General features: G+C 71.1%; 26 protein-coding genes. 15 read left to right on the forward strand and 11 right to left on the reverse strand.

The features are described 5' to 3' along the window. Positions 1–7 precede the first annotated feature (7 nt). Together OG410_RS32220 and OG410_RS32225 are read left to right on the forward strand one after the other, a co-directional pair. Positions 8–1,687 (forward strand): AMP-binding protein, encoded by a 1,680-nt coding sequence (locus tag OG410_RS32220; protein WP_329302318.1) that lies wholly within the window; start codon positions 8–10, stop codon positions 1,685–1,687. Next, positions 1,684–3,291, forward strand: a complete 1,608-nt coding sequence (locus OG410_RS32225; protein ID WP_329302319.1) for an AMP-binding protein — start codon at positions 1,684–1,686, stop codon at positions 3,289–3,291. The genes OG410_RS32220 and OG410_RS32225 overlap by 4 nt, the downstream gene beginning before the upstream one ends. Positions 3,292–3,389: 98 nt before the next feature. Here OG410_RS32225 and OG410_RS32230 read toward each other — a convergent pair whose 3' ends face one another. Further along, positions 3,390–4,409 (reverse strand): hypothetical protein, encoded by a 1,020-nt coding sequence (locus tag OG410_RS32230; protein WP_443063819.1) that lies wholly within the window; start codon positions 4,407–4,409, stop codon positions 3,390–3,392. A gap of 244 nt (positions 4,410–4,653) precedes the next feature. On the opposite strand from OG410_RS32230, the gene gcl reads away from it, so the two are divergent. Next, positions 4,654–6,438, forward strand: a complete 1,785-nt coding sequence (gene gcl, locus OG410_RS32235) for a glyoxylate carboligase (protein ID WP_329302320.1) — start codon at positions 4,654–4,656, stop codon at positions 6,436–6,438. Between the two features lie 251 nt (positions 6,439–6,689). After that, positions 6,690–7,598, forward strand: coding sequence for an alpha/beta fold hydrolase (locus OG410_RS32240; RefSeq protein ID WP_329302321.1), 909 nt, complete (start codon positions 6,690–6,692; stop codon positions 7,596–7,598). A gap of 369 nt (positions 7,599–7,967) precedes the next feature. Here the strand turns inward: OG410_RS32240 and OG410_RS32245 are convergent, their stop codons facing one another. The 3 genes from OG410_RS32245 to OG410_RS32255 form a co-directional block, all read right to left on the reverse strand. Then, a complete protein-coding gene (locus OG410_RS32245) occupies positions 7,968–8,225 on the reverse strand; it encodes a hypothetical protein (protein ID WP_326784756.1) in 258 nt (85 codons plus the stop codon). 468 nt (positions 8,226–8,693) lie between these two features. Then, positions 8,694–9,587 (reverse strand): 2-hydroxy-3-oxopropionate reductase, encoded by an 894-nt coding sequence (locus OG410_RS32250; RefSeq protein WP_329302322.1) that lies wholly within the window; start codon positions 9,585–9,587, stop codon positions 8,694–8,696. Between the two features lie 44 nt (positions 9,588–9,631). Continuing rightward, positions 9,632–10,471, reverse strand: a complete 840-nt coding sequence (locus OG410_RS32255) for a TIM barrel protein (RefSeq protein ID WP_329302323.1) — start codon at positions 10,469–10,471, stop codon at positions 9,632–9,634. Between the two features lie 244 nt (positions 10,472–10,715). Here OG410_RS32255 and OG410_RS32260 point away from each other — a divergent pair, with 244 nt between their 5' ends. From OG410_RS32260 to OG410_RS32290, 7 genes are all read left to right on the forward strand, one after another. After that, positions 10,716–10,976, forward strand: a complete 261-nt coding sequence (locus OG410_RS32260) for a hypothetical protein (RefSeq protein WP_329302324.1) — start codon at positions 10,716–10,718, stop codon at positions 10,974–10,976. Continuing rightward, positions 10,973–11,341, forward strand: coding sequence for a helix-turn-helix domain-containing protein (locus tag OG410_RS32265; protein WP_328672247.1), 369 nt, complete (start codon positions 10,973–10,975; stop codon positions 11,339–11,341). Before OG410_RS32260 ends, OG410_RS32265 begins: the two co-directional genes overlap by 4 nt. Before the next feature lie 184 nt (positions 11,342–11,525). After that, positions 11,526–12,080: a 2-oxo-4-hydroxy-4-carboxy-5-ureidoimidazoline decarboxylase gene (gene uraD / locus OG410_RS32270; protein ID WP_329302325.1), complete on the forward strand. Its 555-nt coding sequence runs from the start codon at positions 11,526–11,528 to the stop codon at positions 12,078–12,080. Beyond that, positions 12,077–12,484, forward strand: a complete 408-nt coding sequence (gene uraH / locus OG410_RS32275) for a hydroxyisourate hydrolase (protein ID WP_329302326.1) — start codon at positions 12,077–12,079, stop codon at positions 12,482–12,484. The genes uraD and uraH overlap by 4 nt, the downstream gene beginning before the upstream one ends. Before the next feature lie 5 nt (positions 12,485–12,489). Beyond that, positions 12,490–13,437 carry a factor-independent urate hydroxylase gene (pucL, locus tag OG410_RS32280; protein ID WP_329302327.1) on the forward strand — a complete coding sequence of 316 codons (948 nt, stop codon included), beginning with the start codon at positions 12,490–12,492 and terminating at the stop codon, positions 13,435–13,437. A gap of 183 nt (positions 13,438–13,620) precedes the next feature. Next, the gene (locus tag OG410_RS32285; protein WP_329302328.1) at positions 13,621–14,997 is read left to right on the forward strand and encodes an 8-oxoguanine deaminase; all 1,377 of its coding nucleotides are present in this window, start codon (positions 13,621–13,623) and stop codon (positions 14,995–14,997) included. 371 nt (positions 14,998–15,368) lie between these two features. Continuing rightward, entirely contained in the window at positions 15,369–16,703 is a 1,335-nt protein-coding gene (locus OG410_RS32290) for a nucleobase:cation symporter-2 family protein (RefSeq protein WP_443063820.1), read from the forward strand. A 117-nt stretch (positions 16,704–16,820) separates the two neighbouring features. On the opposite strand, the gene OG410_RS32295 is transcribed toward OG410_RS32290, so the two are convergent. Then, a complete protein-coding gene (locus tag OG410_RS32295; RefSeq protein WP_329302329.1) occupies positions 16,821–17,636 on the reverse strand; it encodes a chitosanase in 816 nt (271 codons plus the stop codon). Positions 17,637–17,867: 231 nt separating this feature from the next. On the opposite strand from OG410_RS32295, the gene OG410_RS32300 reads away from it, so the two are divergent. Next, positions 17,868–18,506, forward strand: coding sequence for a TMEM175 family protein (locus tag OG410_RS32300; protein ID WP_329302330.1), 639 nt, complete (start codon positions 17,868–17,870; stop codon positions 18,504–18,506). Here the strand turns inward: OG410_RS32300 and OG410_RS32305 are convergent. After that, positions 18,446–19,873, reverse strand: coding sequence for an MFS transporter (locus tag OG410_RS32305; protein ID WP_443063920.1), 1,428 nt, complete (start codon positions 19,871–19,873; stop codon positions 18,446–18,448). The two genes, OG410_RS32300 and OG410_RS32305, sit on opposite strands and share 61 nt — an antisense overlap. Positions 19,874–20,084: 211 nt before the next feature. Between OG410_RS32305 and OG410_RS32310 the strand changes: the two genes are divergently transcribed. Continuing rightward, entirely contained in the window at positions 20,085–20,486 is a 402-nt protein-coding gene (locus OG410_RS32310; protein ID WP_326784745.1) for a winged helix-turn-helix transcriptional regulator, read from the forward strand. Positions 20,487–20,825: 339 nt separating this feature from the next. Next, complete coding sequence (locus tag OG410_RS32315) at positions 20,826–21,386, forward strand: GNAT family N-acetyltransferase (RefSeq protein WP_329302331.1); 561 nt, start codon at positions 20,826–20,828, stop codon at positions 21,384–21,386. On the opposite strand, the gene OG410_RS42665 is transcribed toward OG410_RS32315, so the two are convergent. From OG410_RS42665 to OG410_RS32340, 5 genes are all read right to left on the reverse strand, one after another. Next, positions 21,338–21,505 carry a hypothetical protein gene (locus OG410_RS42665; protein ID WP_443063921.1) on the reverse strand — a complete coding sequence of 56 codons (168 nt, stop codon included), beginning with the start codon at positions 21,503–21,505 and terminating at the stop codon, positions 21,338–21,340. The two genes, OG410_RS32315 and OG410_RS42665, sit on opposite strands and share 49 nt — an antisense overlap. A gap of 98 nt (positions 21,506–21,603) precedes the next feature. Further along, positions 21,604–22,026, reverse strand: a complete 423-nt coding sequence (locus OG410_RS32325) for an acyl-CoA thioesterase (protein ID WP_329302332.1) — start codon at positions 22,024–22,026, stop codon at positions 21,604–21,606. 76 nt (positions 22,027–22,102) lie between these two features. After that, entirely contained in the window at positions 22,103–22,738 is a 636-nt protein-coding gene (locus OG410_RS32330) for a hypothetical protein (RefSeq protein ID WP_329302333.1), read from the reverse strand. A 54-nt stretch (positions 22,739–22,792) separates the two neighbouring features. Then, complete coding sequence (locus OG410_RS32335) at positions 22,793–23,443, reverse strand: histidine phosphatase family protein (protein ID WP_329302334.1); 651 nt, start codon at positions 23,441–23,443, stop codon at positions 22,793–22,795. Between the two features lie 102 nt (positions 23,444–23,545). Next, entirely contained in the window at positions 23,546–24,763 is a 1,218-nt protein-coding gene (locus OG410_RS32340) for a pyridoxal phosphate-dependent aminotransferase (protein WP_329302335.1), read from the reverse strand. A gap of 84 nt (positions 24,764–24,847) precedes the next feature. Here OG410_RS32340 and OG410_RS32345 point away from each other — a divergent pair, with 84 nt between their 5' ends. Continuing rightward, positions 24,848–25,486 (forward strand): winged helix-turn-helix transcriptional regulator, encoded by a 639-nt coding sequence (locus OG410_RS32345; RefSeq protein ID WP_329302336.1) that lies wholly within the window; start codon positions 24,848–24,850, stop codon positions 25,484–25,486. Positions 25,487–25,587: the final 101 nt, after the last annotated feature.

Consider the following 25,587-nt stretch of genomic DNA (forward strand, 5'->3'; position numbering starts at 1 on the left):
AGGACACATGACGGCGACGACAGGCGGGGCGGACGAGTTCCGCGCCGCGCGGGACTTCCTGCTGGAGCACCGAGCGGACTACATCACGGCCTACGAGGGCTTCCGCTGGCCCCGCCCGGAGCGCTTCAACTGGGCCCTCGACTGGTTCGACGCCATCGCGCGCGACAACGACCGCACCGCCCTGCACATCGTGGAGGAGGACGGGGAACGTGTCGAGGTCTCCTTCGCCACGATGTCCGAACGCTCGAACCGGGTGGCCAACTGGCTGCGCGAGCGGGGCGTGGGGGCCGAGGACCGCGTCCTCGTCATGCTCGGCAACCAGGTCGAGCTGTGGGAGACGGCCCTCGCCGCGATGAAACTGCGTGCCGTCGTCATCCCGGCCACCCCGCTGCTCGGCCCCGCCGACCTGGCCGACCGGGTCGGACGCGGCCGGGTACGCCACGTCGTCGCGCGGGCCGAGGACACCGAGAAGTTCGACGCGGTGCCGGGCGACTACACCCGTATCGCGGTCGGCGGCACACGTCCCGGCTGGCAGGCGTACGAGGAGACGGCCGCCGCCGGCGCCGCCTTCGAGCCCGACGGCCCCACCCACGCGGACGACCCCCTGATGCTCTACTTCACCTCGGGCACCACGGCGCGGCCCAAGCTGGTGGAGCACACCCACGTCTCGTACCCCATCGGCCATCTGGCCACCATGTACTGGATCGGACTGAAGCCCGGGGACGTCCATCTGAACATCTCCTCACCCGGATGGGCCAAGCATGCCTGGTCGAATCTCTTCGCACCGTGGAACGCGGAGGCGACCGTCTTCCTGTACAACTACACGCGCTTCGACGCGGGCCGTCTGATGGCCGAGATGGACCGGGCCGGCGTCACCACGTTCTGCGCCCCGCCGACCGTGTGGCGCATGCTCATCCAGGCCGATCTGAGCCTGCTGCGGACCCCGCCGCGCGAGGTCGTCGCCGCGGGCGAGCCGCTGAACCCCGAGGTCATCGAGCAGGTCAGGAGCGCCTGGGGTGTCACCGTCCGGGACGGCTTCGGGCAGACCGAGACCGCCGTCCAGGTGTCCAACAGCCCCGGCCAGCCGCTCAAGACCGGCTCCATGGGCCGCCCCGGCCCCGGATTCCGCGTCGAGCTGCTCGACCCGGTCACGGGCGCGCCCGGCGCCTCGGAGGGCGAGATCTCCCTCGACCTGTCCGAGCACCCCGTGGGCCTGATGACCGGCTATCACGGCGACCCGGACCGTACGGCGGAGGCGATGGCGGGCGGCTACTACCGCACCGGGGACATCGGCTCGCGCGACGCCGACGGCTACATCACCTACGTCGGCCGCGCGGACGACGTGTTCAAGGCCTCCGACTACAAGATCTCGCCCTTCGAGCTGGAGAGCGCGCTCCTGGAGCACGAGGCGGTCGCCGAGGCCGCCGTGGTCCCGGCCCCCGACGAACTGCGCCTGGCCGTCCCGAAGGCGTACATCGTCCTCGCGGCCGGGTACGAGCCGGGCCCCGACACCGCCAAGGTCCTCTTCGAGCACGCGCGCACGGTGCTCTCGCCGTACAAGCGCATCCGCCGCCTGGAGTTCGGCGAGCTGCCCAAGACCGTCTCCGGCAAGATCCGCCGGATCGAGCTGCGCGAGGCCACGGCCGCCGGCTCGGACGCCGAGTACCGCGAGGAGGACTTCCGGTGAGTGAACTGTCGTATGCGCACGGGACGGGCGGCACGGCGCTGCTCGGCGACACCATCGGGGCCAACCTCGACCGGGCCGTCGCGGCCTGGCCGGACCGGGAGGCGCTGGTCGACGTGCCCTCGGGCCGGCGCTGGACCTACGCGCAATTCGGCTCCGCCGTGGACAAGTTGGCGTACGCACTGCTCGCGACCGGAATCGCCAAGGGCGACCGGGTGGGCATCTGGGCGGTCAACTGCCCGGAGTGGGTGCTCGTCCAGTACGCCACCGCCCGCATCGGCGCGATCATGGTGAACATCAATCCGGCGTACCGCACCCACGAGGTGGAGTACGTCCTGAACCAGGCCGGGATCTCGCTCCTCTTCGCCTCCCTCAGTCACAAGAGCAGCGACTACCGGGCGATGGTCGAGGAAGTACGCCGCAGGTGCCCGCAGTTGAGGGAGACCGTGTACCTCGGCGACCCGAGCTGGGACGCGCTGCTGCGGCGCGGGACCCCGGACCTGTACGAGGACTTCCACGCCCGCGGGAGCGAGCTGTCCTGCGACGACCCCATCAACATCCAGTACACCTCGGGCACGACGGGCTTCCCCAAGGGAGCCACGCTCTCCCACCACAACATTCTCAACAACGGCTATTTCGTGGGTGAGTCGATCGCCTACTCCGAGCAGGACCGGGTCTGCATCCCCGTGCCGTTCTACCACTGCTTCGGCATGGTGATGGGGAATCTGGCCGCCACCTCGCACGGCGCGTGCATGGTCATCCCCGCGCCGTCGTTCGACCCGGCGGCCACGCTGAGGGCCGTGCAGCAGGAGCGGTGCACCTCGCTCTACGGCGTACCCACCATGTTCATCGCGGAGTTGAACCTCCCGGACTTCGCGTCGTACGACCTCTCCACGCTGCGCACCGGCATCATGGCGGGCTCGCCCTGCCCGGTCGAGGTGATGAAGCGGGTGGTCGCCGAGATGCACATGGAAGAGGTGTCCATCTGCTACGGCATGACGGAGACCTCGCCCGTCTCGCTCCAGACCCGCAGGGACGACGACCTGGAACACCGCACGGGCACGGTCGGCCGGGTCCTGCCGCACCTGGAGGTGAAGGTCGTCGACCCGGTGGACGGGGTGACCCGGCCGCGCGGCAGGGCCGGGGAGCTGTGCACCCGCGGCTACAGCGTGATGCTCGGCTACTGGAACGAGCCGGAGAAGACCGCCGAGGCCGTCGACGCGGGGCGCTGGATGCACACGGGCGACCTCGCCGTGATGCGCGAGGACGGGTACGTCGAGATCGTCGGCCGCATCAAGGACATGATCATCCGGGGCGGCGAGAACATCTATCCGCGCGAGATCGAGGAGTTCCTGTACGCCCACCCGAAGATCGCCGACGTCCAGGTGGTCGGCATTCCCCATGAGCGCTACGGCGAGGAAGTGCTCGCCTGCGTCATCCCGCGCGACCCGGCCGAGCCCCTCACCCTGGACGAGCTGCGCGCCTTCTGCGAGGGCCGGCTGGCGCACTACAAGATCCCGAGCAGGCTGCGCATCCTGGAGACCTTCCCGATGACGGTCTCGGGGAAGGTACGGAAGATCGAACTGCGGGAGACGTACGCCGAGTAGGCGCCCGGGGCGCTCTCGCGCCGCGTGGGCACCCGGGGCACTCGTGCCGCTGTCCCGGCCGCGCCCGTGCCGCCCGTGCCCGCGCCCGTGGCCGGTGGTCAGTCCGTGACGGCGATGAGTTCGTCGGCAGGGCTGTTCACCGGCTGGGGCGTGCCCGTGAGGTCCAGGACGAAGAGGGGGACACCGAGGGTGTCGGCGCGGGCACGGGCGTCCTCGGCGTATCCGGCCAGGGAGAAGAAGACGCAGTCCGCCGACTCCGTCATGGCGGTCAGCCACAGACACTCCACGTCGCGCAGCGAGGCCGGCCGCACGGTGGGGTCCACCTGGGCGAGGATGCCGCGCGCGGCGAGCCCGATCCCGGACGGGGGCCGCTGGTCCGCGCGCCGGATGTCGCGGTAGCCGAGCCAGCCCAGATACAGCGCGGCGGCGGTGACGGCGTCGCGCGCGGTACGAATGGTGACCGGCCGGAACACCGGCCGGCCCGCCCGCGCCCCCTCTCCGGAGCCATGCCCGCCGTCCGCCCCGGCGCCCTGGTCCGTGCCCCCGGCGGTGTCCCGTGACGCGTCGGCCTCGACTTGGCCCCCGTTCCGGCCGTCGCCCCGGGATGTGCCGGCCCCGGCGTCCCGGCCGGGCTTCCGGGGCCGGACGGTGGCCCGGGGCGCACCGATCCCCGCTCTCCCTTCCCGCTCCCCGGGGGCGACGGGATCCTCGCTCTCGCCGCGGGATTCCGAGTGGGCCGGGGTGGGGTCCGCGTCGCGGGGTTCCGGATGGGCCGGGGGCGGGTCCGTGACGTGGGGCTCCGGGTGGGCAGGGGTGGGGTCCGTGGGGTTCGGCGGGCGGGTGGGTCGCGCCGTGCCGGCCGCCCGCAGCGGGATCCGCAGCGTCGTTCCGCAGGGGCAGCCCACCTCGGGATGCGGCCACTGGGTCTCGCGGCCGCAGGCGTCGCAATGGACGGTGGTCCATTCGTCGTCCCACGCGCGGTGGGTGACGGGGGCCGGCTCCGCGTGGCGGTCGAGCGGGGCCGTCACGGGCGATCCGCACACGCAGGGGTAGGACGGGGCCGCGTACAGGTGCTCGCGGCGGCAGGCCGGACACCGCACCGGCACGCTCTCGGCCATGGACCGCTCCAGAAGCTCACATCGGGTTTCGGCGCGTCCATCGTCCTCCTGCCGGACGGTGTCCGGCAGCGAAACGCCGCGACGCGCGCCGGCCCGGTACGGCGTCCCGCCCACCGTTGACACTCCCTGCCCCGACGCCTACATTGCTTCCAGATAGTAGAAGTTAGTTTCCACGATACGGAATAACGAGCTCTCCGCGGGCGCGACGGGAGCGCGAATCCGACAGCCGAAGCAGGAGTACTCCATGGCTCGTATGACCGCTGCCCGCGCGGCAGTCGAGATCCTCAAGCGCGAGGGCGTGACCGCCGCGTTCGGTGTTCCCGGCGCGGCGATCAACCCCTTCTACGCGGCGCTCAAGGCGTCCGGCGGGATCAGTCACACCCTGGCCCGCCATGTCGAGGGCGCCTCTCACATGGCCGAGGGCTACACCCGGACGCACCCGGGCAACATCGGTGTCTGCGTCGGCACTTCGGGCCCCGCGGGAACCGACATGGTCACCGGTCTCTACTCCGCCAGCGGCGACTCGGTCCCGATCCTGTGCATCACCGGCCAGGCGCCGACCGCGGTGATCCACAAGGAGGACTTCCAGGCCGTCGACATCGCCTCGATCGCGGGGCCCGTCACGAAGATGGCGGTCACCGTGCTGGAGGCCGCGCAGGTTCCCGGCGTCTTCCAGCAGGCCTTCCACCTCATGCGCTCCGGGCGCCCCGGGCCCGTCCTGATCGACCTGCCCATCGACGTCCAGCTCGCCGAGATCGAGTTCGACCCCGAGACGTACGAGCCGCTCCCGGCGTACAAGCCCGCCGCGACCCGCGCCCAGATCGAGAAGGCGATCGGGATGCTGAACGCCTCCGAGCGCCCGCTGATCGTGGCCGGTGGCGGGGTCGTCAACGCCGACGCCGCCGAACTGCTCGTCGAATTCGCCGAGTTGACGGGCATCCCGGTCGTCCCGACGCTCATGGGCTGGGGCGTGCTGCCCGACGACCACGAGCTCAACGCGGGCATGGTGGGCCTCCAGACCTCCCACCGCTACGGCAACGCGACCTTCCTGGAGTCCGACTTCGTCCTCGGCATCGGCAACCGCTGGGCCAACCGCCACACCGGCGACCTCGGGGTCTACACGGCCGGACGGAAGTTCGTGCACGTCGACATCGAGCCCACCCAGCTCGGACGGATCTTCGCCCCGGACTTCGGCATCGCCTCCGACGCCAGGGCCGCCCTGGAGCTCTTCGTCCAGGTGGCAGGGGAGTCGAAGGCGGCCGGCCGGCTGCCCGACCGTTCCGCGTGGGCCGCCGCCGCGCAGGAGAAACGGGCCACCCTCCAGCGCCGGACGCACTTCGACGACATCCCGATCAAGCCGCAGCGCGTCTACGAGGAGATGAACAAGGCCTTCGGCCCGGAGACGCGGTACGTCACCACCATCGGCCTCTCGCAGATCGCCGGCGCCCAGATGCTGCACGTCTACCGGCCGCGCCACTGGATCAACTGCGGTCAGGCGGGCCCGCTCGGCTGGACGATCCCGGCCGCGCTCGGCGTCGCCACGGCCGACCCCGGCGTGCAGGTCGTCGCGCTCTCCGGAGACTACGACTTCCAGTTCATGATCGAGGAACTGGCCGTCGGGGCCCAGCACAGGATCCCGTACGTCCATGTCCTGGTGAACAACGCCTACTTGGGCCTCATCCGGCAGGCGCAGCTCGGTCTGGACATCGACTTCCAGGTCAACCTGGAGTTTGAGAACATCAACTCCCCGGAGCTCGGGGTCTACGGCGTCGACCACGTCAAGGTCGTCGAGGGCCTCGGCTGCAAGGCGATCCGGGTCACCGACCCGGGCGAACTCGGCGCCGCCTTCGAACGGGCCAAGAAGCTCGCCGCCGAGTTCCAGGTCCCCGTCGTCGTCGAGGCGATCCTGGAACGCGTCACCAACATCGCCATGAGCAGGACGAACGACATCGGCAACGTGGTCGAGTTCGAGGAGATCGCGACCGAGCCGGGGCACGCGCCCACCGCGATCAGGACACTGAAGGTCTGACGCGGACGCTGGTTCCCGGGCCGGACGGCCCGTCCCGGCTGGACGACCCGTCCGGGGGAGCGGTGCGGTCCGTCCCGGCCGGGCACCCGTCCCAGGCCGGACGATCCGTCCAGGGGAGTGGTGCGGCCCGTCCCGAGCGGTGCGGCCGCCCCGACCGGTGCAGCCCCTCCCGACAGGGGCGGCCCGTTCCAAGTGGCGGGCCGCACAGGCGCGTTGTTCCCAGGAGCGGGCGGGTCCGGCATGCTCGCCCCATGCGGATGACCGTCCCCACCCACCTCGGCGACATCGCCGTACGCCGGCTCGACCCCCTCCCCGGCTCCCGGCCGCAGGGAGCCCCGGCCCCGTCCGACGCCCCCGCGCTGCTGCTCCTGCACGCCAACCCCGGGGACGGCCGCGACTTCGACGCCGTACTGCCCGCCCTCGCCGACCGGTACCGCACGTTCGTCGTGGACTGGCCCGGGTACGGCGGCTCGACCGCCCCGGAACCCGGGCGGGTGACCCCCGAAGGCCTGGTGGAGGTCGCGGAGCGGGTGATCGACGCGCTCCGCGAGGAGCAGGGCGTGCGGGAGGTCGCCGTGCTCGGCAACAGCGTCGGCGGCTATGTCGCCTGCCGTCTGGCCGAGGGCCCCCGTGCCGCGTCGGTCACCGCGCTGATCCTGGTCGACCCGGCGGGCTTCACCCGGCACAGCGCGCTCACCCGCTGGTTCTGCCGCGAGGTGATGGGCCGCCCCGCCCGTGCCCGCCGGCTCGTCGTCCCGCTGGCCCGCGCCTATCTGGGCCGGCTGGGCACCCCGAGCGCGCGGGAGACGTACGCCCGTGTGCGCCGGCTGCCGCACGACGAGCGGCGACTGGCGGTGCACTGCGCGCTCTGGCGCGGCCTCGCCGGCCCGGACTTCGGCCTCGCGGACCCCGCCGCCCTCGACCTGCCGATCCTGCTCCTGTGGGGGATCCGCGACCCCGTCGTCCCCGCGTTCCTCGACGGCCGCCGCGCCCAACGCGCGCTTCCCGCACGGACGTTGAGCGTCCTGCTGCCCACGGCCCACGAGCCGTACAACGAGCGCCCGGGGCTCTTCCTGCGGCATGTCCTGCCGTTCCTGGAGAATCCGCGGGCGGTCACCGCGCGCCGCCTCAAGCCCCCCAGCCGCCCCCGCAGCCGCTGAAGCCGGAACCGTTCCCGGCGGAGCCCCAGGGCAGTCCGCCCCCTGCCGACCGCCGCGGCCCGTCAGACACGCAGCAGCGCGACGGTCCGAGGCTCTCGCCCGACCGCCGCGCTCCCGCTCATGGTGCTGCCCCCGTACCCCCGTACCCCCGTTCGGGACCCGCCGCCCCCGTGCCGGCGGGCCCCGTGTGCCGAGGATGTGCCTTATCCGGCGGCAGGTGAAGCCCCTGGGGCACTGTTCAGAGGTTGATTTGAGGGTTCCGTAGGCGTCCTACGCCCGCTTGCGTACGGAGGGAGCCCGTCCGGCGCCCGTTTCACCGCGCCGGTCAGGGTCCGCGACGCGTGGTCCGGCGCCCACGACGTGCGGCTCTCATTCGTCCGCGCGCCCCGTGTGCCCCGTGTGTTCCGTGTGCTCGGAGAGTCCTGGCCAGTCGTCCGGGCCGCCGCCCTGCCACTCGATGATGTCGCTCTCCTCGACCTCGATCGCGTCGAGGTCGACGTCCGCCTGGCGCAGGATCTCGACCACGTCGTCGAGGTGGTACGCGATACCGAGCACCCGGTCGCCCTCGGTGACCCGCCGCGACCCGTCCAGTGCCGGTGTGTGCACCACGATCCTGGGGAATTCCATGCCGTCAGCCTCCATGGTCCAAGGCTGCTGGCCGCGGCCGCGATCCGCACCCGGAGCCGGCGCCCGGAGCCGGGTCCCCGGTGGGCCGCGGGGTTGGTGCCGTCCGACGGCGCGAGGCTGGGCGCGACAGTACGTTCGCGCCGCCGGACGGGGCCTGTGGGGCCTGGCCGAAGCCACGCTGTGGCCGGAGCCGAGGTGTGGCGGGGACCGCGGCGGCCGCGACGGACCGGCGTCACCCTTCCCTCAGGTCGAGAAGGGGAACCGATCCTTCACCACCGCACCGGCTCGCGCGCCGCCGCGGTCCTCACCCTGCCCGCACCGTGTCCGAAGCGGCCACCCCTCATCCGGGCCGTTCGTGACGCGGTCCGGGAGCTCATCTCCCCGAACGCGGATCCGGGTCGCGGCGGCGCCTGGGCGCGACAGGACAGATGTCGGCGCCGCCGCGGCCCGGACGTTCGAGGTGTCCGCTCAGACCCGGGCGCCGGAGAGGCGTTCGACCGCGCGCAGCAGCGCGGAGTGGTCCAGGCCGCCGTCGCCCTGCGCGCGCAGACTGGCGACGAGTTGGGCGACCACGGCTCCCACGGGCAGCGCGGCGCCCACGGTACGGGCGGCGTCGGTGACGATGCCCATGTCCTTGTGGTGCAGGTCGATGCGGAAGCCGGGCTTGAAGTCGCGGTTCAGGAAGTTGTCCTTCTTGCGGGCCAGCACGGTGGAGCCCGCGAGGCCGCCGCCGAGGACGTCGAGCGCCGCCCTCAGGTCCACGCCGGAACGCTCCAGGAAGACCACGGCCTCGGCGCACGCCTGGATGTTCACGGCGACGATGAGCTGGTTCGCCGCCTTCACGGTCTGGCCCGAGCCGTGCGGACCGCACAGCACGATGGTCCGTCCGAGCGCCTCGAAGAGAGGCTCCGCCTCGTCGAAGGCGCCCTGTTCGCCGCCGACCATGATCGACAGCACGGCCTCGACCGCCCCGGCCTCGCCGCCCGACACCGGGGCGTCCAGGACACGGACACCCTTCTCGGCACCGGCCTTCGCGAGGTCCACCGAGGTCCCCGGGGTGATCGAGGACATGTCGATCAGCAGCGTGCCGGGCCGCACGTTCTCCAGGATGCCGTCGGGGCCGTACGCGACGGCCTCGACCTGCGGGGAGGCGGGCACCATCGTGATCACCACGTCGGCGTCCCGCACGGCCTCGGCGATCGAACCGGCGGCGGTGCCGCCCGCGGCGGCCAGGCGCTCCAGCTTGTCCCGCTCCAGCGTGTAACCGGTGACGTCGTACCCGGCCTTGATCAGGTTCTCCGACATGGGCGAGCCCATGATGCCGAGCCCGATCCATGCCACCTTGGGGAGGTTGTCGCTCATGAGGGTGCCTCTCTGAGATCTCTGCTGCTTCATCGGAGTGCCGCTCAGCGGGCGGCCCGTGCCACGGCGGGCAGCCAGTCGAAGGCCTGTGCGCTCGGCCGGTCGCCCGGCTTGTACTCCAGGCCGACCCAGCCGGCGTATCCGGCCTCGGCGAGCTGGTCGAGGAGCTCTTCGAGGGGGAGCGCGCCGGTCCCCGGTGCGCCGCGCCCGGGGCTGTCGGCGATCTGCACATGCCCGGTCCGGTCGGCATAGGCGGCGATCACCCGCGGCAGGTCCTCGCCGTTCATGGCGAGGTGGTAGAGGTCCATGAGGAACCTGGTGTTGCCGAGGCCGGTCGCCGCGTTGACCTTGTCGACGACGGCGATGCCCGCCGGGGCGCTCACCAGCGGATAGTCCGGCGACTCCCGCTCGTTGAGGGTCTCGACGAGCAGGATCGCGCCGATCCGGTCGGCGGCCCGGGCCGCGAGGACCAGGTTCTCCAGCGCGAGCGCGTCCTGCTCCTCCGGGTCCACGCCGTCGACGCGGTTGCCGTACAGGGCGTTGAGCGCCGTGCAGCCCAGCGACCCGGCGAAGTCGGCGGCCACGTCGATGTTGGCCCGGAACCGCGCGGATTCCTCCCCGGGGAGGGAGAGGGCGCCCCGGTCCGGACCGGGCAGCCGTCCGGCGTAGAAGTTCAGTCCTGTCAGCCGGACACCGGCGGTCTCGATCGCCGATTTCAGGGCGTCGAGCTCGGACCGCCCGGGGGTGGGGGAGTCGACCCAGGGCCACCACAGCTCGACCGCGGTGAAGCCGGCCGCCGCGGCGGCCGCGGGGCGTTCCAGAAGCGGGAGTTCCGTGAAGAGGATCGACAGATTGACGTTGAAGCGCTGGTCCGCGAATCCCATGGGTCGGCGCTCCCTTCCGTATCGGCGGCCGTGCTGTCGGTCCGGCCGGATGTCGAGGGTTCTTCCGCAGTGGTTCCGCATGGCGAGTGATTCCGTATCGCGGAAACTTATTTCTGCTCAATGGAAGATTGCCGTCGGGTCGCGAGGGTTGTCAAGGGGGGTCCCGGCGGAAAGGCGTGGCCGTGACCCGCTCCCGCCGCAAGGTGCTTGCCGGGGTGTCCACGGCGCGCAGTAGGTTGAGCCCGTGCGATTGAGAGTGGAGTTCACGACCGAGCCCTTCGACCTCGACGAGGCGCCCCGGCACGCCCTGGTCGCCCGTGAGGTCATCGAGGCGGCCGAGCTGGACGCCGTGGACGTCGGGCCGTTCGGCAACACGGCGGAGGGCGGGGCGGACGCCGTGCTCACCGCCGTCGAGGCGCTGCTGCGCCAGGTCCTGGACGCGGGTGCCACCCGGGTCTCGCTCCAGGTGAACGTCATCGGGGCGACGGGGGAGGGCGATAAGTGACCGGAATCGGGGACGACCCCTTCGTCGCGGCGGTCAAACCACTGGTCGACGCCATGGGCGGCGAGATGCTGGCGCCCGAGCTGGCCGGTGTCGACGACGTCGTGCTGTCCTGGGAGGGCGCGGACGTCGTCGCCGTGCGCCTGCCCCAGCTCGCCGACTCGCTCGACCACATCCTGGCCGCACTGGAGCGCAAGCGGGGCAAGCCGCTCGCGGAGCTCGACCGCAAGGCCAAGCAGGAGATCGTGCGCATACTGGAAGCCCGCGGGGCCTTCTCCGTGCGGCACGGTGTGGAGACCGTGGCGAGCGCGCTCGGCGTGAGCCGGTTCACCGTCTACAACTACCTAAATCGCGAAAAGGGCGTCTGACCGGCGCGAACACGCCTCGGGGCGGCAGGTGTCACCGGCCGCCACCTCGCCGCCGTCCGGACGACCGGGCGGCGGCTTTCGTCACTTCCCGTAACGCGAAGTTTTCAACAAAGTGTTGACGTCGGGTTCGCCGAGGGCGTTAGCTGTCCGCAGCCCGTCCAGTACACGGTCACGGAGGCTTCCCATGGAGTCGAGTACGGCATCCGGCGGCCTCGCCCGCTTCAACACCCTTGAGGAGTCCGCGGCCTTCGCCGTCCTCCACGAGGTGTGCGCCTCCCGGGCGTGGGCCGAACGGCTGGTCTCCGCCCGTCCCTGCACCACCGCCGAGGACCTGTACGCCGAGAGCGACGCCGCCACCGCGGGCCTCACCATCGCCGACCTGACAGAGGCGATGGCGGGGCACCCGCCCATCGGACGGCCCAAGCCCGGCGACCCGGCCTCCTCCCGTGAGCAGCGCGGGATGGCCGGCGCCTCGGCGGAGCTCAAGGAGGAGATGCTCGAACTGAACCTGGCCTACCAGGAGAAGTTCGGCCACGTCTTCCTCATCTGCGCCACCGGCCGGACCGGGGAGCAGATGCGCGACGCGCTCAAGGAGCGGATCGGCAACCCGGCCGGGCGGGAGCGTGAGATCGTCCGCGTCGAACTGGGAAAGATCAACCGCATCCGGCTCGGCCGTCTCGTGAGGGACCCCGTACAGGAAGAACGCGTGACGGACCCCGTACAGGAAGAAGAGGCATGAGCACCGACACCACGGCCTCCGTGTCCACCCACATCCTGGACACCAGCGTGGGCCGCCCCGCGCGGGGCGTCGCGGTCCGGCTCGCCGCCCGGGCGGGGCGCGAGGGCGACTGGCGGGCGCTCGGCGGTTCCGCGACCGACGCGGACGGCCGGTGCAAGGACCTTCCGGCGCTGCCGGAGGGGACGACCCAGGTACGGCTCGACTTCGAGGTCGAGCGGTACTTCGAGCAGGATCCGGCGACAACGACACAGCGAGCCGATGCGCAGCAGGACGCCCCCGCGAATCGGGACAGCGAGACGTTCTTCCCCGAGGTGACCGTCACCTTCGCCGTCAGGCCGGGCGAGCACTACCACGTACCGCTGCTGCTCAACCCGTTCGGCTACTCCGTTTACCGAGGGAGCTAGCAGACATGACCGAACCATCCCGCCAGGGCCGCCCGGTGCTCCTGGGACAGAACCAGTACGGCAAGGCCGAGAACCGCGTCGTCAGGATCACCCGCGACGGCGCCACGCACCACATCAAGGACCTGAACGTGTCCGTCGCGCTGAGCGGCGACATGGACGAGGTCCACCTCTCCGGCTCCAACGCGAACGTCCTGCCGACGGACACCACCAAGAACACGGTGTACGCCTTCGCCAAGGAGCACGGCATCGAGTCCGCCGAGCAGTTCGGCATCCATCTCGCCCGGCACTTCGTGACCAGCCAGGAACCGATCCAGCGGGCGCGCGTCCGGATCGAGGAGTACGCCTGGGAGCGCATCGAGGCCCCGGACGGCGCATCCCGGGCCGCCGGCGCGGACGAGGCCCGGCACTCCTTCGTCCGCAAGGGCCAGGAGACCCGCGTCACCCAGATCACCTACGACGGTGAGGCGTGGGAGGTCGTCTCGGGCCTGAAGGACCTCGTCGTGATGAACTCGACGAACTCCGAGTTCTGGGGCTACGTCAAGGACAGGTACACGACGCTCCAGGAGGCCCACGACCGCATCCTGGCCACCCAGGTCTCCAGCCGCTGGCGCTTCGGCTGGAGCGGCGACGAGCAGCGGATGCCCGACTGGGACAAGTCCTACGACGAGGTCAGGAAGCACATGCTCCAGGCCTTCGCGGACACCTACTCCCTCTCGCTCCAGCAGACCCTGTACGAGATGGGCGCGCGGATCATCGACCACCGGGACGAGATCGACGAGGTCCGCTTCTCGCTCCCGAACAAGCACCACTTCCTGGTCGACCTGACGCCGTTCGGCCTCGAGAACGACAACGAGGTCTACCTCGCGGCCGACCGTCCGTACGGGCTCATCGAGGCCACCGTCCTGCGCGACGGCCGCGACCCGCGCATCCCGGTGGACCTCACCAACCTGTAGGACCGCACCCGGCGGTCCACCCGGACCGCCCCCGCGGTACTGCCGCTGTATCCCCGACGCGGGCGCCGGCGTCACATCCCAGGGGAGAGCGGGGGCATCTGCGCAACCACAGCACCACGGACCCGGTCGTCACCCCGCTCGGCCCCCGGGTCCGACCGCCGACGGGAAGAACGAGGAACCGCAGTGGCAGTCCAGCGCATCGTCATCGAGAACTGCGCCATCGCGACCGTGGACGCGGGCGACACCGAGTACGCCTCGGGGCACATCGTCGTCGCCGGCAACACGATCGAGTCGGTGGGCTCCGGAAAGGCCCCCGAGAACCTGGAGAACGTGGTCCGCCGTGTCGACGGCACCGGCCACCTGGCCACCCCCGGCCTGGTCAACACCCATCACCACTTCTATCAGTGGATCACCCGCGGCCTCGCCACGGACCACAACCTCTTCGACTGGCTCGTCGCGCTCTACCCGACCTGGGCCCGCATCGACGAGCCCATGGTCCACGCGGCCGCCCAGGGCTCCCTCGCCATGCTGGCCCGCGGCGGTGTCACCACCGCCATGGACCACCACTACGTCTTCCCCCAGGGCTCCGGCGACCTGTCCGGCGCCGTCATCCGGGCCGCCCGCGAGACCGGCGTCCGCTTCACCCTCGCCCGCGGCTCCATGGACCGCAGCGAGAAGGACGGCGGACTGCCGCCGGACTTCGCCGTCGAGACCCTCGAAGGGGCGCTGGCCGCCACCGAGGCGACCGTCGACGAGCACCACGACGCATCCTTCGACAGCATGACCCAGATCGCCGTCGCACCCTGCTCGCCCTTCTCCGTCTCCACCGAACTCATGAGGCAGGGCGCCGAGTTGGCCCGCCGCAAGGGGGTACGGCTGCACACCCACGGTTCGGAGACCGTGGAGGAGGAGCAGTTCTGCAAGGAACTGTTCGGCATGGGCCCGACCGACTACTTCGAGTCGACCGGCTGGCTCGGCGAGGACGTGTGGATGGCGCACTGCGTCCACATGAACGACTCCGACATCGCCGCCTTCGCCCGTACGAGGACGGGCGTTGCCCACTGCCCCTCCTCCAACGCCCGCCTGGCCGCGGGCATCGCCCGGGTCCCCGACATGCTGGCGGCCGGCGTCCCGGTCGGCCTCGGCGTCGACGGCAGCGCGTCGAACGAGTCCGGCGAACTCCACACCGAGCTGCGCAACGCCCTGCTCATCAACCGGCTCGGCGCCCACCGCGAGGCGGCCCTGAACGCCCGTCAGGCGCTGCGCCTCGGCACCTACGGAGGGGCCCAAGTCCTGGGCCGGGCAAGCCAGATCGGCTCCCTGGAGGCCGGCAAGCTCGCCGACCTCGTGCTGTGGAGACTCGACACCCTGGCGCACGCCTCGATCGCCGACCCGGTGGCGGCGCTCGTCCTCGGCGCCGCCGCCCCGGTCACCCTCTCGCTCGTGAACGGAAAGCCGGTCGTCGAGGACAGCCGGCTCCTCACCGTCGACGAGGACGTCATCGCCCGCTCGACGCGGGACGAGGCACAGCGCCTGGCTCGGATCGCCGCGCAGGCCTGATCACCGCAGAACTCCGGCAGAGGGGGACGGCCCTCGGCCGGTAGCCATGGACCCGAGCGGGGTCCATGGCGGCCGTAGCCGGGGCGTGCATGGACGTGCGCGCCCCGGAACGGTCTCCGCCGCCGGACACCATGTCCGCGCGACGGGCGTCGTCCCGGTCCCGCACGACCGCGCATCACCTCCCTGACACCCACGTCGACGGCGACGTGTACCCGACCGGAGGAGCCGCCGTGGCCGCCCAGCCCGAGCCCAGCACCGATGCACGACCAACTGGAACAACTGGAACAACTGGAGCAACCGGATCAGCCGAAGGGACTGGATCGACCGGCCGGTCGAAGCACCCGGTCGACGAGAAACTGCCCGCCCTGAAGATGGCGACCAGCGGTCTGCAGCACGTGGCCGCCATGTACGCCGGAGTCGTCGCCCCACCCCTGATCGTCGGCGCGGCGGTCGGTCTCTCCGCCACCGAACTCACCTTCCTCACCGGCGCCTGCCTGTTCACCGCGGGGCTCGCCACCTTCCTGCAGACCATCGGTTTCTGGAAGATCGGAGCCCGGCTGCCCTTCGTCAACGGCGTCACCTTCGCCGGCGTCGCACCCATGACGGCGGTCGCCGCCTCCGCCAAGGACAAGAGCGACGCCCTGCCGATCATCTTCGGCGCGGTCATCGTCGCCGGCGTCCTCGGATTCATCGCGACCCCCTTCTTCAGCAAGGCCGTCCGCTTCTTCCCGCCCGTCGTCACCGGCAGCGTGATCACGCTCATCGGCGTCTCGCTGCTGCCGGTCGCCTTCGGCTGGGCGCAGGGCCCGAACCCCGCGGCGGACGACTACGGTTCGCGGGCCTATCTGGGCCTCGCGGCGACGACGCTCGTCATCGTCCTGCTGCTGCGCCGGTTCACCCGCGGCTTCGTCAAACAGATCGCGGTCCTGCTCGGCCTGGTCATCGGCACGCTCGTCGCGATCCCCCTCGGCGTCACGGATTTCGGGCCGGTGGCCGACGCGGACGTGGTCGGCTTCCCGACGCCGTTCCACTTCGGCGCCCCGCAGTTCCAGCTCGCCGCGATCCTCTGGCTCTGCGTGGTGATGGTCGTCTCGATGACCGAATCGACCGCCGACATGCTGGCGTTGGGTGAGATCGTCGAGCGCCCTGCCGATGAGAAGACCATCGCGGCCGGACTGCGGGCCGATACCCTCGGCTCGGCGCTGAGCCCGCTCTTCAACGGCTTCATGTGCAGCGCCTTCGCCCAGAACATCGGCCTCGTCGCGATGACGAGGATCCGCAGCCGGTACGTCGTCGCCACCGGCGGCGGCTTCCTGGTGCTGATGGGGTTGTGCCCGATGGCCGCGTCGCTGATCGCCGTCGTCCCGCGCCCGGTACTCGGCGGAGCGGGTGTCGTCCTCTTCGGCTCGGTCGCGGCCAGCGGTATCCAGACCCTGGTCAGGGCGGGCCTGGAGAAGGACAACAACGTGCTGATCGTGGCCGTTTCCCTCGCGGTCGGCATCATCCCGATTACCGCGCCCGCGTTCTACCACGCGTTCCCGGAGACCGTACGGATCGTCCTCGACTCCGGTATCTCGACGGGCTGCCTCGCGGCCGTCGTCCTCAACCTCGTCTTCAACCACCTCGGCAGAGGGCGCGAGAACGCGGGCGAGGTGACCCACCCCATGGAGGCGGGTGAGGACCTCAAGGCAGTACCCGCCCGCTGAGAAGACCGAACGATCCCGAGGGCGAACGATCCGGGGAGTGGACGGACTTATGGAGGTGAACGGCGCGCGGAGGGCGCGGCACGAGGAACGTGCCGCGCCCTTGCCCTGTCGGGCCCGTCAGCCGATGTGGTAGCTGTCGCCGTAGACCTTCCAGTCCAGCGGTGTGTTGAGGTTCAGGTTCCGGTTGCGGACGAAGACCCGCTGTGCGGTGTCGACGCGGCTGGTGTCGGAGTGGGCCTCCTCCTGCTTCATGGCCCACACACGTGCGTCGAGGAAGGCGTTCAGATACGTCACCTCGTCGCCGCCCTGGGCCGGCGGCCTGGCCCTGGTCAGGGCGCGCCGACGGATGTTGCCGAAGCTGGTGCTGTCGCCGCCGTCGCCGTGCATCACGATGGCGTCGTAGTACGTGAACTGGCCGAGGGCGCCGATGCCGTCGGCCTTGCCCTGCCGTACGGCGGGGTTGAAGTAGACGCGGTCGCGCTCGTCGTTCTGGGCCTGCTGGAACGCCGAGTCCTGGGCGGCCCGGCGCCAGTCGGCCGGGAAGCCGGGGTCCAGGCCCTCGTGGGAGTCGCTGCCGTCGACCTCGCGCAGCGCGGGCAGGTACTTGGCCAGGACGTTGCCGGGCTTGCGCTGCGTGTACAGCTCGACGAGGTCGAGCATGTCGTGGGTGCCGGAGCAGAAGCCGATGATGCCGGCGGTGTAGCCGCGCCCGTCACCGATGTCCTCGATGTACTTGTACTGCGCCTTCCAGTCCAGCGAGGAGTTCTCCGCGCTGGAGACCAGCTTCATGGCGATCTCCTTCTTCGCCGAGTCGTCCAGGCCGACCGGAGCGGCGGTCGCGGTCTGGGTGGCGATGAGGGGGCCTGCCACCAATGAGGCTCCGATCAGGGTGAGCAGGGTGCGCCGCGACGTGCCTATGTGGGGGGTGTGCACGGTACCTCCGATGGGGGAGTGGTGTTGGGCGTACTGTTAGGAAAGTTTCCTACCAGAGATTGAGGGCGACGTATACCCGTCAGGGGAAGGCGAGTTGACGCTCCGGGGCCGAATGTCGAACCGCGCTGGGCTACGGTCGGAGCGCGCGAACGGCACGGACAGCACACAGGTCCCGCGGAACCCATGTGCGGAAACCACGTGAGGACGCGGTCACAACGGGGAGAGTCGGGCATGAACGAGTCGGGCCGCGTGGAGGCCTTCAGCGACGGCGTCTTCGCCATCGCCATCACCTTGCTGATCCTGGAGATCAAGGTCCCCGAAGCCGGTGAGGACGGCGGACTGTGGCACGCGCTCGGAGAGCAGTGGCCCTCCTACGCCGCCTACGTCGTCAGCTTCCTGGTGATCGGCATCATGTGGATCAACCACCACCAGGTGTTCGGTTACGTCGCTCGGGTCGACCGCACCCTGATGTTCCTGAACCTGCTCCTGCTGATGGTGGTGGCCGCCATTCCCTGGCCGACGGCGATGCTCGCGGAGTATCTGCGCGAGGGCGAGGCGTCCCATGTCGCCGCAGCCGTCTACAGCTTGGTCATGGTGGTCATGGCCCTCGCGTTCCAGGCGGTGTGGTGGCACCTCACCCGCACCGGGCGCCTTCTCGACAGCCGCGTCGATGTGGAAGCCGCCCGGCGCACCCGCGTCCGCTTCGCCCTCGGCTCCCTCGCCTATCCGGCGACGGTCGCGCTGTCCTTCGTCTCGGCGCCGCTGACCCTGGCCGCCCACGGGCTGCTCGCGATCTACTACGGCTTCAATCAGGTTCCGGTGCCCATCCGTACGCCCGACGCCGTCGGGCCGGCGGAAGAGGGCTTGTGAGGAGGTTCTTCCTCCGCCGAGGCGGTCGAGGAGTCCCGCCCGGGGCGCAGGAGGGCGGCCGTCAGCGTCAGGGCCGTCGCCGCGATGACCGTGGCCACCGTGAACGCCAGCCGGTAGCCGTCCGCCGTCGCCGCCACGATGTCCTCGCCCGCACCGGTCAGGCGCTCGGTGCGGCCCGCCGCCAGTGTCGTCAGCACGGCGAGACCCAGTGAACCCCCCACCACCTGTGTGGTGTTGAAGAGTCCGGAGGCCAGGCCGGCGTCCTCGGCGCGGGCACCCGACATCGCGAGTCCCGTCACCGCGGGCATCGCGGCCGCGAATCCCGCGGAGAGCAGGAGGAGCGCGGGCAGCACGTCGGTGAGGTACGCCCCCTCGGTCGGGACGCGGCCCAGCAGGGCCAGACCGGCCGTGATGAGGGCGAGTCCGGCGAGCAGGACGCGGTACGGGCCGAAGCGGGCGACCGTGCGCGCCGACAGACTCAGCATCAGCGCGCCGATGACCACCGGCGCGGGCAGGAACGCCGTTCCGGTGAGCAACTCGCCGTAGCCGAGCACCCGTTGGAGGTAGAGGGCGCCGATGTACTGGAAGCCGTACATCCCGGCGATCATCAGGATCTGCACGCCGTTCGCGCTCGCCAGGGTCCGGGAGCGCAGCAGGCGCAGCCGCAGCAGGGGGCGGGCCGCCCGCGCCTGACGGACGGTGAACCCGGCGAAGAGGGCGAGGGTGAGCGCGCCGAGGGCGAGGGTGCCGCCGAGGCCCCGCTCGCCGGAGCCGACGATCGTGTACACGGTCAGCATCAGAGCGCCGGTGACCAGGGCGGCGCCGGGGAAGTCGGCGCCCCGGCCGAGGCCGGACCCCTTGTCGGGGGCGAGGATCCGGAGCGCGGCGACCCAGGCCGACACGCCGATCGGCAGGTTGATCAGAAAGATCCAGTGCCAGCCGAGGGTCTGCGTCAGCGCACCACCGAGGAAGGTGCCGAGCGCCCCGCCCGCGGCACCGACCGCGCTGAACACCGCGATGGCGCGGCCCTGTTCGCGGGGCTCGGGGAAGAGTGCCACCAGCATGCCGAGGACGACGGCCGAGGTCATCGCCCCGCCGGCGCCCTGGAGGGCGCGGGCGGCGATCAGCGTGCCCTGCCCGTCGGCGACCCCGCACAGCACGGAGGCCGCCGTGAACACCGCGAGGCCGGCCGTGAACATCCGCCTGCGTCCCACCAGGTCGCCGAGCCTCCCCGCGAGCAGCAGCAGTCCGCCGAACGGGATCAGATAGGCGTTCACGACCCAGGCGAGCCCGGGAGCGGAGAAGCCGAGGTCCCCCTGGATCGCGGGCATGGCCACGGTGACGATGTTCCCGTCCAGGATCGTCATCAGCGTGCCCGCGCACAGGACGGCGAGCGCGGCCCACCGGGAAGGTGTTCGGGGTGTCGACGGGTTCGCCGGTCCGGTCCGGGGCAGCATGACGGTGACCTCCGTGTTCTCCATGGACGGTGTCGGATCCATGGACGTTCTCCCTTGGTGCACGACTTGTAACGGGGTACATCGTCAGTGACCATGGAGACCGGCATAAGGAGGCACTTCGATGTCCCAGGGGAACACCGGTGTTACCTCGCAGGCAGTGCTCGCGCAGGCGTGCCCGGTCCGCGAGGTTCTTGACAGGGTCGCGGGAAAATGGAGCGTGCTGATCATCGTGGCCGCCGCGCACGGTCCGATCCGCTTCACGGAACTGGAGCGCAGCATCGAGGGGATCAGCCGCCGGATGCTGACGCTGACCCTGCGCAATCTCGAACGCGACGGCCTCGTCACCCGCACCGTGCATCCCACGGTGCCGCCAAAGGTGGAGTACGAACTGACCCCGGTGGCCCGGGAGTTGCACGCCACACTGCTCTCCCTGACCGACTGGGCCGAGCGGAACCGCGTCACCATCGCCGAGTCCCGCGCGGCCTACGACGCAGAGCACCGGCCGGAGTTGCTCGACGCCTAGGAACTCCACCGCTCCAGGCAGTGCCGCCCGTGCGGGGTGAAGGCGGCCGGCCACGGCAACGGTCCCCCGCACGGGCCGCGGCGGAGTCGTCCGTACGAAAACCATGCCGATGATCCAGCCACCAGCCACCGACAGTCCACTGCCACCTCAACTGGCGTCAACGCTCAACTGGTTGCAACGCTCACCAACCCAGCCGCGGCGGCAACAAGTCTGCCTACGTGGCAACAATCGTGCCTCTGCTCGCTCTGACAGGGAACCAAGGCTTGCACCACCCGAAGTACGGCATCGCGTGGCTGTCGGCACCGCCAGGGTGGTTCGCTTCCGTGGGAAGATCGCGATGTGAACGGCATACGATTTCGCTTCGCCGCTGATGCCGACTTGGCTTCCATCGTTCGTCTACGTGACGATGCCGCTCGATGGATGCTCGCTCAGGGGATCACCGGCCAGTGGCAGCCAGGTGAACTGGACGAGGGACACTTCCGCCAAGTCATGACGAGCGGAGAGGTCTGGGTCGCGGAAACCGTCGACCGTTTGGTCGGGGCTTGGGAGCTGTGGTGGGCTGATGAAGACGCCTGGGGGCCACAACCACCCCTGGCCGGTTACGTCCACCGCCTCATGGTGGACCGGACCAATGCTCCGCCGGGAACGGGGCGGCTGCTGCTCCAGGCCGCCGAGCGTCGTGTAGCCGCGGCAGGGCGGGCGTTGGTGCGCCTGGACTGTCTCGCCGGAAATACGCGCCTGAACTCGTACTACCTGAACGCCGGATATCAGGTCGTCGGACACAAGGCGGGCAAGCCCCAACCGGGCGGCATACGCAAGTCGTTCACCCTTCTCGAAAAGGCCGTGCCGGTTCACGGCGCGCGGCCCGCGCCCGCCTCCACGGTGACGATCGAGGGCTGACGGAAGGTCATTGCTCGCTGACCAGGGTGGGCAGCACGGGCGGCCTTGACGCCGGGCCGACTGTCTTCGATTACCGCACAAGCTGCCGGATCGACGCCCATTCGCTGCGCGGCGTACAGGAAAAGCGAAGCTTAGGCCGGCCGGTCGGTTCAGGCCGGTCGGGGCACCGGAGAGCCGCCGTGCTCGCGGGTCGGGTCCGGCAGAGAGGTGCGGGGGCTCAGTTCTCGTAGAAGGCCGGGTCGGTGGCCATCGACGCGAAGTGCTTCCGGGCGTCGGGCAGCAGTCTGCGTTCCGTGAGGTCCATCAGACCAGCGACCGCCGTGATCTCGGCGGCCACGGTGCCGTCCGCCTTGATGATGGTCTGCTCCACGCGGAAGCTCTTGCCCGTCCCCCAGAGGAAGGCGCACGTGACCTCGACGTCGTCGCCCGCGAGCAGTTCACGCCGGTAGCGGATCGTCGTCTCCAGCACGACAGGGCCCACCCTGCGGGCCGCCAGATCGGCCTGACCGATCCCGGACGCGTGCAGCAGCGACCAGCGGGCGTGCTCGGCGTACTGGAGATACACGCTCTGGTTGAGATGCCCCTGCACATCGGTCTCGTACCCGCGAACGGTCACGGGGACGGAAAACGGTTCTGCCACGACTGTCCTCTCGATCACTGCGACGACTGCGATGATTCTGACGGCGTCAACGGCTTGAACGGTGCCCCGGCGCGTCTCACGCTCGCCGGGGTGAGGCCAGGACGTACCGGGCGCCCGTGCGCGGCTCCGTGTGCTCACCGGCCTGCCAGCCCGCCTTCTCCAGGGCCGCCGCGCAGGCCCGCAGTGCCCCGGGGTCCGGCTCGTGCACGGCGATGGCCTCCGGCTGCGGTGTCGGCCGTACGCGGTAGCCCCCGCCCTCCGCTCCGGCGGGCCGGTGACCGGCCGCCTCCAGCGCGAGTGCCGCGGCCTGCACCAGATGCGTACGCTCCCAGGCGCACGGAAGGTCGGTCGCGCCGTCCGGACGGGTCATCCGGCGCAGCTCCAGGAGCCCCTGCCAGGCGCTGCGCACCTCTCTCAGCCGCGCGGGGCCCGCCTCGGGCCCCTCCTCGCCGCCGGTCCGCGCCGCGAACACCCCCGACGCCGCCGGAGCGGACGGCTCCGGAGCGCCGGCATCGTCCGAAGCACCGGGCGTCTCGCGCAGCCGGTGCCCGGCCGGGGTCAGGAAGTGGTCGCGCGGGGGACGAGGATGGCGGAAGGCGAGCCCGCGCTTCACCAGGGCGGCGAGCTGGGCCTCCGTGCCCTTCAGTCGCCCGGTCACGGGGTCGGCTGCCTCGATGACGTGCCGCTGCGCGGCGGTCGGCGGTCGTGTCACGGCGCGCTCCCTCCACCACCCGGTGGTGCCACGGCGCTCCGGCCCGGCCGCGGCTCAGTGTTCCTCCACTCCCTCTCCCGCCGAGGAGGGGAAGTCATGGGAACAGTACGCGTCGGGTCTGACATTCCAGCCGGCCACGACGTGCCGGCGGTGCTCCGTGCTGAGCCGGCTCATCGTCCCGGTGGCGAGCTGGAAGAGGGCGCCGGACCGGGCGCTCAGACCGAGCCGCCGCGCGGTCAGCACCCGCAGGAAGTGGCCGTGCGAGACGACGACCACGCTGCCCTCCGACTCGGAGAGCGCCGCGTCGATCCGGGCCAGCACCCGCTCGGCGCGCGCCCCGACCTCGTCCGCGTTCTCCCCCGGGTGTTCGGGCGGCCCGGGGGAGACACCGTCGGTGAACAGGAACCAGTCGGGCCGCTCCCGGTGGATCTCGACGGTCGTGACCCCCTCGTACCCGCCGTAGTCCCACTCGCGCAGGTCCGCGTCGACGCGCGCGTGGCCGATCCCGGCCAGCTCGGCCGTCTCCCGCGCCCGGCGCATCGGGCTGACGAACGCGGCCGCGATGTGGTGCCGGGCGATCAGCGGACGGAGCCGCCGCGCCTGTTCGCGGCCGTTGTCGGTCAGCGGGACATCGGTCGACCCCGTGTGCCGCCCGGACATCGACCATTCGGTCTCACCGTGCCGTACGAGGAGCAGGTCACCCATCGCCGTGCCTTTCCGTCCCTGCGTCGGCTGCTGTCCCTCGTACGGTGACACCGGGCGGGCCGGACCGCAGCACCGGATCCTCCGGTCGGCCCACCCGGCACCTCAGCCCTTCTCCTGCCGGTACCCGCTCAGGAACCGCCCGATCCGGCCGATCGCCGCGTCCAGGTCGTCGGCGTGCGGGAGCGTGAGGATGCGGAAGTGGTCGGGGCGCGGCCAGTTGAAGCCGGTCCCCTGGACGACCTGGATCTTCTCGCGCAGCAGCAGGTCCAGGACGAACTTCTCGTCGTCGTGGATCGGATGCACGGCCGGGTCGATGCGCGGGAACGCGTACAGCGCGCCCTTGGGTTTCACGCACGAGACCCCGGGGATCTCGTTGAGCTTCTCCCAGGCGCGGTCGCGCTGCTCGCGGAGCCGGCCGCCGGGCCCGGTCAGCTCGTGGATCGACTGGCGGCCGCCGAGCGCGGCCTGGATGGCGTACTGCGCCGGGGCGTTGGCGCACAGCCGCATGGAGGCCAGCATCGTCAGCCCCTCCAGATAGCTGCTCGCGTGCCGCTTGGGGCCCGTGACGACCATCCAGCCGGAACGGAAGCCGGCGACGCGGTAGGTCTTCGACAGCCCGCAGAAGGTGAGGACGACCAGGTCGGGGGCGAGGGCCGCGGCCGAGTGGTGGACTTCGTCGTCGTACAGGATCTGGTCGTAGATCTCGTCGGCGAACACCATCAGGCCGTGGCGTCGCGCGAGATCGAGGATGCCCTCGACGATCTCCTTCGGATAGACCGCGCCCGTCGGGTTGTTGGGGTTGATGATGACGACCGCGCGGGTCCGGTCGGTGATCTTCGCCGCCATGTCGTCCAGGTCCGGGTACCAGTCGGACTGTTCGTCGCAGAGATAGTGAACGGCCTTGCCGCCGGCGAGCGTTGTGACCGCGGTCCACAGCGGGTAGTCCGGGGCGGGGACGAGGACTTCGTCACCGTCCTCGACCAGGGCCTGTACGGCCATGGAGATCAGCTCCGAGACACCGTTGCCGAGGAAGACGTCGTCCACGCCGACCTCCAGGCCCCGGTCCTGGTAGCGCTGGGCGACGGCTCGGCGGGCGGACAGGATGCCGCGCGAGTCGGTGTAGCCGTGCGCCCGGGGCAGCATCCGGATCATGTCCTGGACGATCTCCTCCGGCGCCTCGAAACCGAAGAGGGCGGGATTGCCGGTGTTCAGGCGCAGCACGCTGTGGCCCGCCGCCTCCAGTGCGTCGGCGTGCTCGATCACCGGGCCGCGGATCTCGTAACAGACCTCGCTGAGCTTGCTCGACTGCCGGAACTCCATGCGCTGCGCCCTCCGGTTGTGGTGTTGCTTGGTTTTACCAAGTATGAGCTTGGAAAGTCCAACAAGATAGCTAGACTGCCTCACATGCCAGTGCGCCGAAGCTACGACCAGTACTGTTCCGCCGCCCGCGCCCTCGACGCGGTCGGGGACCGGTGGACCCTCCTGATCGTCCGCGAACTGCTCGGCGGACCGCGCCGGTACACCGATCTGCACGCCGATCTGCCGGGCGTCAGCACCGACGTCCTCGCCTCCCGGCTCAAGGACATGGAGCGCGACGGGCTGGCCGGCCGTCGGCGTCTGCCGCCTCCGGGCGCCGCCTACGTCTACGAACTCACCGCCCGCGGAAGGGATCTGCTGCCCGTCCTCCAGGCGCTCGGGGAGTGGGGCGCGCCTGCGCTGGGCGAGCCGCGGCCCACCGATGCCGTACGGGCCCACTGGTTCGCGCTGCCGCTGCTGCGCCAGCTGGACGCCGCGGGGGCGGGGGAGGGGCTGGTCGAAGTCCGCCTGGACGAAGGCCTGTTCCATGTGTGGCTCGGTGCCGGGGAGGGACCGCTCTACGGCGACGGGCCGGCCCCGCGGGAGCCGGACGCCCGTCTGGCGCCGGACGCGCGCGCGTGCGAGGCCATGAACCGGGGAGCCCTGACGCTGCTCGACGCGCTGCGCGGGCGGAGCGTCGACGTGACGGGCGACGGACCCCTGGCCGAAGCGCTCCGCCAGGCGTGACGCGTCCGGGGCGGGACGGGCACCCGCCCCGCGTCCCGCCGTCCCGCCGCCCCCCGCCCCGCGTCCCGCCGCCCCGCGCGGCTCCGTCCTGCCCCGTACCG

The organism is Streptomyces sp. NBC_00659 (assembly GCF_036226925.1).
In the GTDB taxonomy this organism is placed as follows: Bacteria; Actinomycetota; Actinomycetes; order Streptomycetales; family Streptomycetaceae; genus Streptomyces.